Source organism: Pseudomonas sp. R1-6 (assembly GCF_051132115.1).
GTDB lineage: Bacteria > Pseudomonadota > Gammaproteobacteria > Pseudomonadales > Pseudomonadaceae > Aquipseudomonas.
Genome location: NZ_CP071662.1, coordinates 1,631,363 through 1,644,442, shown reverse-complemented (window position 1 = coordinate 1,644,442; position 13,080 = coordinate 1,631,363). Strand labels below are relative to the sequence as shown.

The following is a 13,080-nucleotide window of genomic DNA, read 5'->3' as shown; positions in this document are numbered from 1 at the left end:
TCAACTGATATCGAACAGCTTGTCGAAATTGGAAATCGCGAGGATTTTCTTGACGTCGCTGCTGCTGTTGACGACGCGGATATCCGATTCGTCGCCACCGGCATGGTCACGCAACAGCAGGAGCATGCCCAAGGCAGAGCTATCTAGGTAAGTGGCCTCTTTCAGATCCACCACGATGGACTCGGGTTTCGTGTTGAGCTTTTCATAGGACTCACGAAACTCCTGATGCCGGCCAAAATCGAAGCGGCCCTTGATCGAGATCGTCAGTTTTTGCCCATCAGGAGATACTTCGGTAACGACAGACATATTCACTTCCTTGTCGTGGACATACGTGTACAAGGTTTAGCACCTGGTAGAGGTCTGAGCAAGGTTTCAAATCGCCTGCCCGACAAAACTCTACCGCCAATATCAATACGGGTCCTGGCGCGGCAAGCGCTGGGACAATTCATCCAGCAGTTTCTGCTCACGCTTATCCTCCAATTGCCGCGCCTCGTCGATGTAACGCTGTACCAGCTTGCGCAGCCCCTCGACTCGGGCGAACGCTTCCTGCCAACTCTGGCGAGCCTTCTCGAGATTGTTCTGGTGCCAGACCAGGCTTTGGCGCTGCTGATCGATGGCGGTGCCCAATTGCGCCAGGAACCCCTGGTAACCCAACAACCACTGCCCGGAAACGCCGTGGCTGCCACGGGCAATCCACTGTTCCTGGTATTCCAGACGAAAATTCTCCAGGTCAGCCAGCTTGCTTTCAGCAACAGCCACTTGCCCCTGGAAATACGCCAACCGCTGTACAGCGGTTTTCTCAGCCTTTTCCGCCATGTCCACCACCGGTGCCAGGCGCGCCGCACGACTCGTGGCCATGATCGGTTACGTGCCGGAGACTGGGGCGAAAATGGTTTGCAGGTGCGCTTCGCTGGCGCCCATGCCGATGCTGTCATTCAGCGCCTGGCGCAGATACACCGCCATGGCCGGATAGAGGTTGATGGCCGTGTCGGTTTCGCGATCGCCGCCAGGCACATAGGCACCTACGCTGATCAGGTCGCGACTCTGCTGGTAACGGGACCAGTACTGCTTGAACTGTTGCGCCCGCTTCATGTGCTCGGGGCTGATCACCGATGGCATGACCCGGCTGATCGACGCTTCGATGTCGATGGCGGGGTAATGTCCTTCTTCCGCCAGACGCCGGGACAATACGATATGGCCGTCGAGCACACCACGGGCCGAGTCGGCGATCGGATCCTGCTGGTCGTCGCCCTCGGACAGCACGGTGTAGAACGCGGTGATGGAGCCACCGCCCTTCTCCGCGTTTCCGGCGCGTTCCACCAATTTCGGCAGCTTGGCGAAGACTGAAGGCGGATACCCTTTGGTCGCCGGAGGTTCGCCGATGGCCAGGGCGATTTCCCGCTGGGCCTGGGCGAAACGGGTCAGTGAGTCCATCAGCAACAGGACATTCTTGCCCTTGTCGCGAAAATATTCAGCGATACGCGTGCAGTACATGGCGGCACGCAGCCGCATCAATGGCGCATCGTCCGCCGGCGAAGCCACGACCACGGAACGTTTGAGCCCTTCTTCGCCGAGGATGTGCTCGATGAATTCCTTCACCTCGCGACCCCGCTCGCCGATCAAGCCCACCACGATGATGTCGGCTTCGGTAAAGCGGGTCATCATGCCCAGCAGCACACTCTTGCCCACACCAGTACCGGCGAACAGGCCCAGGCGCTGGCCGCGTCCAACCGTCAACAAACCGTTGATGCAACGAATGCCCACGTCCAGCGGTACGCTGATGGGGTCGCGCTTGAGCGGGTTGATCGTCGGGCCATCCATCGGCACCCAATCTTCAGCCTTCATACCGCCCTTGCCGTCCAGGGCCCGTCCAGCGCCATCCAGCACCCGGCCGAGCATGCTCATGCCCATGGGCAGGCGACCGGTATCGGCCAGCGGTACCACGCGGGCACCCGGGGCGATGCCGGCGACACTGCCCACCGGCATCAGGAACACCTTGCTGCCGGAGAAACCCATGACCTCGGCTTCGACCTGCACCGGGTGATAACTGTCATCGTTGATCACCAGGCAACGACTGCCCATGGCGGCACGCAAGCCTTCCGCTTCAAGGGTCAGGCCGACCATACGCAGCAGGCGACCTTCCAGGATCGGTTGGCCGGCCAGTTCGGTGGCCTCGGCGTAGCTGCCCAGGCGCTTGCCAAAGCTGGTTCGCTCAAGGCGCATCGCGGCTGTCCGTTGCGCCAACAAGCGGTTCGTCACCGTCCGGATCGATGATGACAGCGGCCTTGGGTTCGTCCGGCAGATCCAGGCTGAGGTCGGCCGGAGCCGGATGCAGGGCCTGTTCGTGCAGTTGGTCAAAGAGTTTCGCCATGATCTGGCTGATGCGCGTCTCGATTGTCGCGTCGATGCGGCTGTGCTCGGTTTCTACGCGGCAACCGCCCGGCAGCAGGGACTCGTCCTCGACGATGCGCCAGGTTTCCTCGTGGCGCTCGCGCAGGGCCTTCACCAGTTCGAAGTCCTGAGGATTGATGTACAGCCGCACGTTGCCCACGCCCAGCGGCAGCAGCTTGAGGGCTTCGCGCATGACGTGTTCGATCTGGCTCGAATCGATCGCCAGCTCGCGCTGGATCACTTGGCGGGTGATGTGCTGCACCAGCCCGACCAATGACTTTTCGATCTGGGTGTCCTGCTCGGCGATGGGCTCGAACAGATTGAGCATCAGTGATTCCAACGCACGCAGCTTCGCCGTCAGCGCCACGTCGGCTTCCTGGCGAACCTTGATCGTCGTGCTGTGGAAACCTTCTTTTTCGCCAATGGCGAAGCCTTCGTTGTAGGCCTCTTGACGAATGCTCTCGACTTCTTCGAGGGTCAGTGGCTGGACTTCTTCCAGCGGCACCTCCTCCATCTCCGGCAGTTCTTCCACCGGCTCCGGCTCGGGCTCGGGCACGAAGGGGTCGAAACTGGGCAGCGACCAGACGTCGAAACCTCCGACGTCCCGGGCGCGGATCAGGTCGCTGGGTGCATCATCACTCTTGGCAGACATAACGACCTTAGATCATCTCTTCGCCGCCCTTGCCACCGAGCACGATTTCTCCGGCTTCGGCCATACGGCGGGCGATGGTGAGGATTTCCTTCTGTGCGGTTTCCACGTCGCTGACGCGCACCGGGCCCTTGGCCTCGAGGTCGTCGCGCAACAATTCGGCCGCTCGTTTGGACATGTTCTTGAAGATCTTCTCCTTGACGCCTTCGTCCGAACCCTTGAGGGCCAGGACCAGGACGTCGGAGGACACTTCGCGCAACAGAGCCTGGATACCACGATCGTCGACATCGGCCAGGTTGTTGAACACGAACATGAGGTCTTCGATCTGACCGGACAGGTCTTCGTCGACTTCGCGAATCGAGTCCATCAGTTGACCCTCGATCGAACTGTCGAGGAAGTTCATGATGTCCGCCGCGCGTTTGATACCGCCCAAGGTGGTGCGCGAGGCATTGGAGTTGCCCGAGAACTGCTTCTCGAGAATCTGGTTCAGTTCTTTCAGGGCCGCCGGCTGCACGGTGTTCAACGACGACACACGCAGGATGATATCGAGGCGAACCTTATGGTCGAAGTTGCCCAGCACTTCGCCGGCCTGGTCCGGGTCGAGGTACGCCACCACGATCGCCTGGATCTGGGGGTGTTCGTAACGGATCACGTCGGCAACCGCGCGCGGCTCCATCCACTTGAGGCTGTCCAGGCCGCTGGTGTTGCCACCCAGCAGAATCCGGTCGATCAGGCCGTTGGCCTTGTCCTCGCCCAGGGCCTGGGTGAGCATCTTGCGCACGTAGTCGTCGGAACCGACGCCCAGGCTGGTCTGGTCGCCGACGATGTCGACGAACTCGCTCATGACCTGCTCGACCTGCTCGCGATGGACATTGCCCATCTGGGCCATGGCCACGCCAACGCGCTGGACCTCTTTGGGCCCCATGTGACGCAGCACTTGGGCGGCGTCGGTCGAACCCAGGGACAGCAGCAGGATCGCGGCTTTGTCGACCCGGGACAATTTGGCAACAGCGGCTCGATTATCACTCATCTGCGTTAATCCACTCTTTCACGACCTGGGCCACACGACCCGGATCTTCTGCCACCAGACTCTTGATGGCGTTCAACTGAGCGTCGTAGCCTTCGCTCGGGCTTGGCAGCAGGATGCTCTGCGGCCCGCCGAGGCTGACGCGATCGTTGGCCAATTCGCCATCCAGGCCGCCCATGCCTCCCAGCTCTACATCGCCCAAGCCTGCCAACTGCTTGTTCTTGCCGCCACCGGTGATGTTGTTCAGCACCGGGCGCAACACGCCGAATACCAGTATCAGGATGAACAACACACCCAATACTTGCTTGACCACATCCCAGAACCAGGGTTGCGAATAAAACGGAATGTCGGCGATTTCTTCACCGCGCTCCAGGGAGAACGGCACGTTGATCACGCTGACGCTGTCGCCACGGCTGGCGTCGAAACCAACGGCGTCCTGCACCAGGCGAGTGAAGCGCGCCAATTCGTCGGCGCTCCACGGCGCGCGGCTGGTTTCGCCGTTGGCCGGGTTGATCTTGACCTGATCGTCCACGACGACGGCGACCGACAGGCGATTCAAACGGCCCTGCTGCTGCTTGGTGTGGCTGATGGAACGGTCGAGCTCGAAGTTCTTGGTGGATTGTTGACGCTTGTCGGCCGGGTACGGCGCGAGCATCGGCTGGCCGGTGGCCGGGTCCATGATCTGTTGGCCATTGGCATCGATCAGCGGCTGGCCGGGCTGCACCATGCCCGCGGCGGCGGTGGCGCCACCGGTGGTTTGCGGCGCGCTGGCCGGCGACGGCGGCTGGTTGCTCAGGGCACCCGGCACGCCTTGCGGTCCATTGCTGGCGGTACGCTGCTCGTTCACCGACTGCTCGCTGCGCAACGCGGGTTGATCCGGGTTGAATTGCTCGGAGGTCGATTCGACCGCACTGAAATCCACGTCCGCCGAGACTTCGGCCTTGTAGCGGCCATTGCCCAGGATAGGTTGCAGGATGTTATGCACCCGCTGGGTGAACATGCCTTCCATGCGGCGGCTGTAATCGTATTGCTTGCCGGCCATGGTCAGTTCGGAGTTTTCCGCCTGGTCGGACAGCAGGTTGCCCTTCTGGTCGACCACGGTGATTTGCGACTTGCTCAGTTCGGGAACGCTGGTCGCCACCAGGTTGATGATGGCAACGACCTGGCCTGGCTCCAGGGAGCGGCCGGAATACAGTTCAACCAGTACCGAAGCACTCGGCTTGCGCTCATCGCGCACGAACACCGAGCTTTTCGGGATCGCCAAGTGCACACGGGCAGCCTTGACGTTGTTGAGGCTGGAGATGGTGCGCGCCAGTTCGCCTTCCAGGCCGCGACGATAACGAGTCGCTTCCATGAACTGGCTGGTGCCCAGGCCCTGGTCCTTGTCCAGAATCTCGAAACCGATGTTGCCATCGGTCGGTGTCACGCCAGCGGCAGCGAGCTTGAGGCGCGCGCGCGCCACGTCGTCGGCCTTGACCAGCAAGGCGCCAGAATTGGGTTCAACGGTGTAGGGAATGTCGGCAGAAGCCAGGGTTTCCATGACCTGCTTGGCGTCCATGCCTTCCAGGCTACCGTACAACGGACGGTAGTCTGGCTGCTGGGACCACAACACGACGGCGAAACCAATCGCCACGCTGGCAGCCAGGCCGACCAACAGGCCAACCTGACGCAGCATGGTCATCTCGGAGAGGTTTTCCAGGAAAGACAGACCGAACAACGGCGGTTTGCCGTCTACCGGAGTGGCCTTGGCTGGAACGTTATCAACGGCTGCTTCTGCCATGACTCAATAGTTTCCTTAGACCGGCATCTGCATGATGTCTTGGTAGGCTTGAACCAGTTTGTTACGTACCTGGGTCAACGCCTGAAACGAGACACTGGCTTTCTGCGAAGAGATCATTACATCCGTCAGGTCGACGCCACTTTTACCAATCTCGAAAGCACTGGCCAACTGGTTCGAAGCCTGCTGGGTATCGTTCACTTTATTGACGGCCTGACCGAGCATGTCGGAAAAGCTGCTGCCACCCACCTGGGGGACCGCTACCGATTTCGGCTGGGCCATGGCGTCCATTTGCATGGACCGCATGTCCAACATCAATCGATTAAATTCAATACCTTGGCTCATGGTCTATTCTCTCTGGCGGCCCGCATTTTTTTGACACTTACTCAGCGGGTACGTAGGTGTTAGCAACAAGGGTGCCAGCTCGATGGCCGTAAAAAACAAATGCATGCGCGAGCTCATCCGGACTCATGTGGGAGCGAGCCTGCTCGCGATAGCGGTCTGTCAGTCAACATCTACATCGCCTGAATCACCGCCTTCGCGAGCAGGGCTCGCTCCCACAGATTTAGAGGTGCAACTGCTTGGATCAATGATTCAACTGGCGAAAAGGTAGGCCTCCACATTCATCCCGGCATCACGCATTTGCGCCAACTTGTAGCGCAGGGTTCGGGGGCTGATGCCGAGTCGCTCGGCCGCTTCCTTGCGACGGCCGCGCTCGGCGCGCAGGGTGTCGATGATCATCTGGAATTCGCGACGACGCAGATCGTCCTCCAACGCACCGGCTGATTCGGCTACCTCGACCGGAGGTACTACCGGCGCCAGCGGCGGTACCGGCAAAGGCGCACAAGCCACCGGACCGGCCAGGCAGAAATCCTCGGGCTGGATCAAGCCGCCCTGCTGCAGGATCAGCGCCCGCTGGATCGCGTTATCCAGTTCCCGGACGTTGCCGGGCCAGGGATACCCGATCAGGCAAGCCTGTGCCTCGGCGGACAAGCGCGCCGTTGCGTGCTTCATTTTATTGACGTGCTTGGCCAGCAGACGCTCGGCCAGCGGCAGGATATCGGCGGTGCGCTCGCGTAACGGACGCCAGGCCAACGGAAAAACCGACAGCCGGTAATAAAGGTCTTCCCGGAAACGCCCCGCCGCCACTTCGCCCGCCAGGTCGCGGTTGGTCGTCGCGACCACTCGGATGTCCAGGCTGATGGGCTTGCGCGCGCCGACCCGCTCCACTTCTCGCTCCTGCAACACCCGCAGCAATTTTGCCTGCAGGCCCAGGGGCATCTCAGAGATTTCATCCAGCAGGATGGTGCCGCCATCGGCCTGTTCGAACTTGCCAGCCTGGGCCGCGATGGCGCCGGTGAACGAACCCTTTTCGTGGCCGAACAATGTTGCTTCGAGCATGTTGTCGGGAATCGCCGCGCAGTTGATGGCAATGAACGGCTCGCTGGCGCGACGGGACTGCTGGTGAATATAACGGGCCAAGACTTCCTTGCCCGTACCGGACTCACCGGAAATCAATACGGTTGAATCGCTGCGTGCCACCCGCGCGGCCAATTCCAGCAGCTGCGCACTGGCCGGCTCGATCGCCACCGGGCCTTCACCTTCAACGGCAAGGCTTCCCAGGGCATGGCGCGCCACCAGGTCAAGCAGCGCCTTGGGCTCGAACGGCTTGACCAGATAGTCCGCCGCCCCCTGGCGCATGGCATCCACCGCTCGTTCGACCGCACCGTGGGCGGTCATCAACAGGACTGGCAATTGAGGCTGGCGCGCCCGCAGTAAACCGAGCAACTGATGGCCGTCCATGCCCGGCATATTGACGTCGCTGACCACCAGGCTGAACGGCTCGCGGGCCACCGCCAGCAACGCCTCCTCCGCCGAACCGACGACGGCATGATCATGCCCGGCCAACAGCAGTGTATCGGCGAGCGCCTCGCGCAGGGCACGATCGTCCTCCACCAGCAAAACCTTGATTGCCATTGCCTTCACTCCACCCTTGGCACACTGGAAAACAGCGGCAGGAGGACCAGCGCACACGTGCCGCGCCCCGGCCGCGAGCGCAACTGCAATTCACCCTGATGGGCCCGCGCCACGGCCTTGACCACGGTCAGACCGAGGCCCGTCCCGGTGGTCTTGGTGGTGAAAAAAGGCTCACCCAGGCGGGTCAACACGGCTGGATCGATGCCGCTGCCGTTGTCGCTGACACACAGGCGCAACGTGCTGCCACGGGTGTATAGGTGGACTTTCAGGCGAACGTCGCCGTCGCCCGCCTGGATCGCGTTTTCAATCAGGTTCAATACCGCGCCCACCAGCGTGTCGCGGTTGCACAGGACTTCGCCCGCGCGGCTGTCACACTGCCAGCGGATCGGCAAACCCTGTACGTGGGTCGACGCTGCGGCCTGCAAGGATTGCAGCAACGCCTTGGGCGTCACGCGGTCGGTCAACGGCAATTCGCCGCGGGCAAACACCAGCATGTCGCGGACCTGGTGCTCCAGCTCATGCAAGCGTTCCTTCAGGCGGCCGGCGAAGCGCTGCTGGGTATCCATCGGCAGTTGCTGTTCAGTCAAATGACTGGCGTAGAGCAACGCGGCGGACAGCGGCGTACGGATCTGATGGGCCAGCGACGCCACCATCCGCCCAAGGGAAGACAGCCGCTCGTGGCGAGCCAGCTGATCTTGCAGGTGACGGGTTTCAGTCAGGTCGTTGAGCAGCACCAACTGCCCGGGCTCGGCATCAAGCGAACGGGTCGAGATAGAAAGGCGTCGACCGTCTTTGAGGGAAATCTCATGGCCGTCATCTTCGCGAGGAGCGAAGCAGCGGGCAATCACATGCCGCCACAGCTCGCCCTCCAATGGCAGGCCGAGCAGCTCGCACGCTGCCGGGTTGGCTTCGCGCACGAAACCGTGCTCATCAATGACAATGACGCCGCCAGGCAAGAGGTCGAGGAGGTTTTGCAGCCGATTGGCCAGGCGTTCTTTTTCCGCCAACTCCTGCATGCGCTGAGCGCTGACCACCGCCAGCTCACCCTTGAGCTCGGTGACCCGGGCTTCGAGCAGGCTGTAGGAGTCGGATAACTGGCTGGAGACCTGGTTAAACAGCGAAAACGCCTGCTCAAGTCCAAGCCGGCTAGCCTGCTCGGCGGACGGCATGAGTCCCGGCTCAGGGACAGGAGACATCAGGGCGGCTTGGGTCATCGTGCTCTCTCGCTTGGCTGACCGTCAGTTAAACGGAACGTTGCGAGGGCAGTAGCAATACCCGTGCCGAAAAAAAACCGCCCAGAAATCAGGCGGTTGTAAAACAGGCGTCAATCATCCGCCTGTTCATCTCCTTCGCGACGGCTCATGCCGTACTTGCGCATTTTTTCCACCAGTGTCGTGCGACGGATGCGCAGGCGTTCCGCCGCGCGGGCGACGATGCCGTTGGCATCGTCGAGTGCCTGCTGGATGAGGCCCTGCTCCAGGCCTCCCAGATAATCCTTCAGATCCAGGCCTTCCGGCGGCAGCATGGCGTTACTGGTGAAGTCCGGCGTATGGCCATTGATCGCTACGCGCTCTTCCAAGTCGCTGCGCAAGCTGTCGACCATCTGCTCGTCTTCGTCGTCGACGTAGCGGAACTTCTTCGGCAATTCGGCCACGCCGATCACGCCGTAGGGGTGCATGATCGCCATGCGCTCCACTAGGTTGGCCAACTCGCGGACGTTGCCCGGCCAGCCATGGCGGCAGAGGGACATGATCGCCGCAGAGTTGAAGCGGATCGAACCGCGCTTCTCATGCTCCATGCGCGAGATCAATTCGTTCATCAGCAGCGGGATGTCTTCGACCCGCTCACGCAGCGGCGCCATTTCGATCGGGAATACGTTGAGGCGGTAATAGAGATCCTCGCGAAAACTGCCGACCTCGATCATGCTTTCCAGATTCTTGTGAGTCGCGGCGATGATCCGCACGTCGACGCTCTGGGTCTTGTTGCTGCCCACGCGTTCAAAGGTGCGCTCTTGCAGCACGCGCAGCAGCTTGACCTGCATCGGCAGCGGCATGTCGCCGATTTCATCGAGGAACAGCGTGCCGCCGTTAGCCAATTCGAAACGCCCGGCGCGACTGGTAATTGCGCCGGTGAATGCGCCCTTCTCGTGGCCGAACAATTCGCTTTCCAGCAACTCGGCTGGGATCGCCCCGCAGTTGACTGGAACGAACGGCGCTTCGCGGCGCTTGGAATGGTAATGCAGGTTGCGCGCAACCACTTCCTTGCCGGTGCCGGACTCACCCAGGATCAGCACGCTGGCGTCGGTGTCGGCCACCTGCTGCATCATCTGGCGCACGTGCTGGATCGCACGGCTGGTGCCGACAAGGCTGCGGAAAAGATTGGGTTCACGATGCCGGCCGCGTTCACGGGCCTGGTCATACATTTCGCGATAAACCTGGGCACGGTGCAGCGAATCAAGCAATTTGCTGTAGCTGGGCGGCATTTCCAAGGTGGAAAGTACCCGGCGGCGCTGGTCTTCCGGCAGGTCTAGGGAAGAATTTTCGCCCATCAGCAAAACGGGAAGGAACTCATCCCAGGTTGAGAGTGTCTTTAGCAAGCCCAAAAGCGATGCGGGGGCATTTACGGTCCCGATAAGGACGCAAATGACTTCACGGCTGGACGACAATGAGCCGACAGCCTGCTGCCAGTCATGGCTGCCGCAGGGTAAATTTTCTTCGCCGAGAAAATTAAGGATCACCGCCAGGTCGCGGCGGCGGACGCTATCGTCATCGATCAGGAGAATTTTGGTTTCACGCCACATGCAATAGCAACTTCCCTAGTCAACTCAGTGCCCGAATTTGGGGGCAAGCTAGACGCTTGCAGACTTGTCATGCCTGTAGACGCCTGAAATCTGTAAACAGCCACTAGTTAAGTCAAAAAATCGTGCACAGTCAAATTTATGGCGCACTTTGTTCGGATTAAATGAAAATTAAATCATCCGAACAGGTGGTAAACCTTCGCCGCGTTCTGTGCCTGGTTAATCTGTGACATTTCGTTCACGATCGCCTGACGTTCCCCCGTCGCGGCATCCAGCAACTGCCGATACACGCCAAGCAACTCTTCCAGGTTGTTACGCAACGCCGCCTCGTCCACCTCGGACTCGCCCATGACGTCTTCCATGCAGGAACGGCACGCCAGATCCAATTGACCGATGGCCTCCCAATTGCGCTCAGCCAGGGCATCAACCAGGGCATCTCGGGTTTGTTCTATGCGCTGCAAGACAAGACTCATGAGCTTATTCCTCAGAATTGCGGGCCAGGTGGCGCGATACCGTCCCAGCCTTCCTTGACCGTGCGCAGTAGATCAGCGACTTCGTCGAGGATCTTCGGATCGGTCTTGGCGTTGGCTTCGGCGAGACGTTTCATCATGTAAGTGTAAAGAGCATCCAACTCGGCTACCGACTCGGCCTGGTTTTCCAGATCCAAGCCTTCACGCAGGCCACCCACGATACCGATGGCCTTACTGATCAGGACACCTTTGTTGGCTATGTCCTTGCGCTCCATAGCGCCCTTGGCCTGGGCGATACGGTCCAACCCACCTTCCATGAGCATCTGCACGAGACGATGGGGACTTGCTTCGGAGGTTTGCGCCTGGGCGCCAATCTTCTGGTATTGGCGAAGGGCTAACATCGGATTCATGTTCTACCTCATCAAAAACTTCGGTTCGTATAAACAGCGTATCGACGCTGTGTCAAAAAACTTTAGACCGAAAAGCCGAAAGCCCGGAGCATTGTCAAAACGCTGCCGGGCTTTTTGTATCGGTCGAAAATCAGCTGTTCTTCTGTTGTGCCGTCATCGCTTCAAACATCGAGGTGATGTTACTGGCAGTGGCTTTCAGCTTGCCGACGAGGGTATCCATGTCGTTGTACTTTTTGGTCAGTACGGCGGTGAGGGTTTCGATGCGGCGATCAAGAGCCTGCTGATCTTCGAACAGCTTCGTCTTGATGATGTCGAGGTTCTTGGAGCGAGTAGTCAGGATAGCCTCTGAGCCCCCGATACCGCCCACACCCGTTTTGCCTTCAGTGTACGGCTTGATGGCGTTATCCATGCGCTCAAGCAGGCCATTCTCACCTACAAACAGTGTCTGGATCTCCCCACCCAACTGTTTGTCATTCAACGCAGAGGTGAATTTCCCACTGTCGAAATCCAGAGCCCCGGTCGTCTGATTGGTGGTGATTCCCAACTGAGAAAGAACCGTCAGCTTGTCACCTGCCCCGGTCTCAGACAAAGGCGCGCGAATGGCCGCCAAAAGCGAGCGAGGCAACGAGTCACCGGTCAAGGCGGCTGGAACCGAGTTACCCTCAGCATCTGTGGTCGGCTTGGTCAGGGACGTCACGGCCTTAGCAACAGCATTATAAGCATCGACGAACTTCTGGATCGAAGCTTTAAGGCCGTCGGCGTTGGTAGCGACGGTAACCACTGTCGGGCCAGTGTCCTCGACGAGTAACGTCATGCTCAAGCCCGAGACCACGTTATCCAGCTTGTTGGTCGGGCTGGTCATTGCCAAGCCGTCAACAGTGAAAATAGCGTCCTTGGCAAACCCCAGCGACCCCGAAGAAGTCGCGGTGGGTGATGAGGCCATGGCTACGGAGCCATCAGCTGCGAGGCTGGCAATGCCGCTGAGGGAGATATCGTTACCCGCACCGGTTTTAGTCGAGCCGACCACCAGGCGTGAACCAAAGCTGTCGGTCACGATGTTGGCGGTCAGACCGCTGGACGAGTACTTACTGTTGATGGCGTCCCGAACCGACTGCAGCGTCGAATCAGCAGGTATATCAAGGGTGTAATCCGTGTCTCCTTGACTGATGGTCAGCGTACCGGTCTCCACAGCACTGGAAGCACCACCGGCGAAAGCAGCCGTCGCAACTTTCGACGAGGTTGCCAACTGAGTAACGTTTACCGTGTAAGTGCCGCTAACCGCCGAGTTGCCGGCTGTCACCGTCAACGCGCTGGTGTTGGCCGAAGTCGCGGAAACCCCGGTAAATTGAGGCGTAGTCGTGCTGCCCAGGCTTTTCAGCGTGGATTGGAAGGTAGCCAACAGCGACTTCAGGGTGCCGATCCCCGAAATATTGGCCGTATTGATCTTGGTGGCACGATCAATCTGACCTTGCTTGGCCGCTTTGTCAGAATCAACCAGTGCCTTGACGATAGCAGTGGTATCAAGGCCAGAGCCTAAACCCAAGCCAGGTAGAATTGGACTTGCCATGTGGGACTCCCTTCA

13 protein-coding genes are annotated in these 13,080 nt (G+C 60.0%); all 13 read right to left on the bottom strand.

All coding sequences use genetic code 11. The features are described 5' to 3' along the window. The 13 genes from J3P81_RS07685 to fliD all read right to left on the bottom strand — a co-directional run bounded on the left by J3P81_RS07685 (position 1) and on the right by fliD (position 13,065). Positions 1-306 (bottom strand): STAS domain-containing protein, encoded by a 306-nt coding sequence (locus J3P81_RS07685; protein WP_258648063.1) that lies wholly within the window; start codon positions 304-306, stop codon positions 1-3. Between the two features lie 102 nt (positions 307-408). Further along, positions 409-858 (bottom strand): flagellar export protein FliJ, encoded by a 450-nt coding sequence (gene fliJ / locus J3P81_RS07680; RefSeq protein WP_003184033.1) that lies wholly within the window; start codon positions 856-858, stop codon positions 409-411. A gap of 6 nt (positions 859-864) precedes the next feature. Further along, positions 865-2,223 (bottom strand): flagellar protein export ATPase FliI, encoded by a 1,359-nt coding sequence (gene fliI, locus J3P81_RS07675; protein WP_420767378.1) that lies wholly within the window; start codon positions 2,221-2,223, stop codon positions 865-867. Beyond that, the gene (gene fliH, locus J3P81_RS07670) at positions 2,213-3,043 is read right to left on the bottom strand and encodes a flagellar assembly protein FliH (RefSeq protein ID WP_434563008.1); all 831 of its coding nucleotides are present in this window, start codon (positions 3,041-3,043) and stop codon (positions 2,213-2,215) included. Before fliH ends, fliI begins: the two co-directional genes overlap by 11 nt. A 7-nt stretch (positions 3,044-3,050) precedes the next feature. Further along, positions 3,051-4,070, bottom strand: a complete 1,020-nt coding sequence (fliG, locus tag J3P81_RS07665) for a flagellar motor switch protein FliG (RefSeq protein ID WP_007958288.1) — start codon at positions 4,068-4,070, stop codon at positions 3,051-3,053. Continuing rightward, complete coding sequence (fliF, locus tag J3P81_RS07660) at positions 4,063-5,847, bottom strand: flagellar basal-body MS-ring/collar protein FliF (RefSeq protein ID WP_258648065.1); 1,785 nt, start codon at positions 5,845-5,847, stop codon at positions 4,063-4,065. Before fliF ends, fliG begins: the two co-directional genes overlap by 8 nt. A 15-nt stretch (positions 5,848-5,862) precedes the next feature. Next, complete coding sequence (fliE, locus tag J3P81_RS07655; protein ID WP_003184044.1) at positions 5,863-6,189, bottom strand: flagellar hook-basal body complex protein FliE; 327 nt, start codon at positions 6,187-6,189, stop codon at positions 5,863-5,865. A 249-nt stretch (positions 6,190-6,438) separates the two neighbouring features. Further along, positions 6,439-7,821: a sigma-54-dependent response regulator transcription factor FleR gene (gene fleR, locus J3P81_RS07650; RefSeq protein ID WP_434563006.1), complete on the bottom strand. Its 1,383-nt coding sequence runs from the start codon at positions 7,819-7,821 to the stop codon at positions 6,439-6,441. Between the two features lie 5 nt (positions 7,822-7,826). After that, positions 7,827-9,035: a sensor histidine kinase gene (locus J3P81_RS07645; protein WP_434563004.1), complete on the bottom strand. Its 1,209-nt coding sequence runs from the start codon at positions 9,033-9,035 to the stop codon at positions 7,827-7,829. Between the two features lie 110 nt (positions 9,036-9,145). Next, entirely contained in the window at positions 9,146-10,621 is a 1,476-nt protein-coding gene (locus J3P81_RS07640; protein WP_434563002.1) for a sigma-54 dependent transcriptional regulator, read from the bottom strand. 173 nt (positions 10,622-10,794) lie between these two features. Next, the gene (locus tag J3P81_RS07635; protein ID WP_420767383.1) at positions 10,795-11,091 is read right to left on the bottom strand and encodes a flagellar protein FliT; all 297 of its coding nucleotides are present in this window, start codon (positions 11,089-11,091) and stop codon (positions 10,795-10,797) included. An 11-nt stretch (positions 11,092-11,102) separates the two neighbouring features. Beyond that, positions 11,103-11,498 carry a flagellar export chaperone FliS gene (gene fliS / locus J3P81_RS07630; protein WP_092222857.1) on the bottom strand — a complete coding sequence of 132 codons (396 nt, stop codon included), beginning with the start codon at positions 11,496-11,498 and terminating at the stop codon, positions 11,103-11,105. A gap of 130 nt (positions 11,499-11,628) precedes the next feature. After that, on the bottom strand, positions 11,629-13,065 hold the full coding sequence (gene fliD / locus J3P81_RS07625; RefSeq protein ID WP_434563000.1) for a flagellar filament capping protein FliD: 1,437 nt from the start codon (positions 13,063-13,065) through the stop codon (positions 11,629-11,631). Between the last annotated feature and the right edge of the window lie 15 nt (positions 13,066-13,080).

Coding starts and splice junctions, on each gene's coding strand:
- J3P81_RS07685 (WP_258648063.1), bottom strand. CDS start 306: ATGTCTGTCGTTACCGAAGTATCTCCTGATGGGCAAAAACTGACGATC.
- fliJ (WP_003184033.1), bottom strand. CDS start 858: ATGGCCACGAGTCGTGCGGCGCGCCTGGCACCGGTGGTGGACATGGCG.
- fliI (WP_420767378.1), bottom strand. CDS start 2,223: ATGCGCCTTGAGCGAACCAGCTTTGGCAAGCGCCTGGGCAGCTACGCC.
- fliH (WP_434563008.1), bottom strand. CDS start 3,043: ATGTCTGCCAAGAGTGATGATGCACCCAGCGACCTGATCCGCGCCCGG.
- fliG (WP_007958288.1), bottom strand. CDS start 4,070: ATGAGTGATAATCGAGCCGCTGTTGCCAAATTGTCCCGGGTCGACAAA.
- fliF (WP_258648065.1), bottom strand. CDS start 5,847: ATGGCAGAAGCAGCCGTTGATAACGTTCCAGCCAAGGCCACTCCGGTA.
- fliE (WP_003184044.1), bottom strand. CDS start 6,189: ATGAGCCAAGGTATTGAATTTAATCGATTGATGTTGGACATGCGGTCC.
- fleR (WP_434563006.1), bottom strand. CDS start 7,821: ATGGCAATCAAGGTTTTGCTGGTGGAGGACGATCGTGCCCTGCGCGAG.
- J3P81_RS07645 (WP_434563004.1), bottom strand. CDS start 9,035: ATGACCCAAGCCGCCCTGATGTCTCCTGTCCCTGAGCCGGGACTCATG.
- J3P81_RS07640 (WP_434563002.1), bottom strand. CDS start 10,621: ATGTGGCGTGAAACCAAAATTCTCCTGATCGATGACGATAGCGTCCGC.
- J3P81_RS07635 (WP_420767383.1), bottom strand. CDS start 11,091: ATGAGTCTTGTCTTGCAGCGCATAGAACAAACCCGAGATGCCCTGGTT.
- fliS (WP_092222857.1), bottom strand. CDS start 11,498: ATGAATCCGATGTTAGCCCTTCGCCAATACCAGAAGATTGGCGCCCAG.
- fliD (WP_434563000.1), bottom strand. CDS start 13,065: ATGGCAAGTCCAATTCTACCTGGCTTGGGTTTAGGCTCTGGCCTTGAT.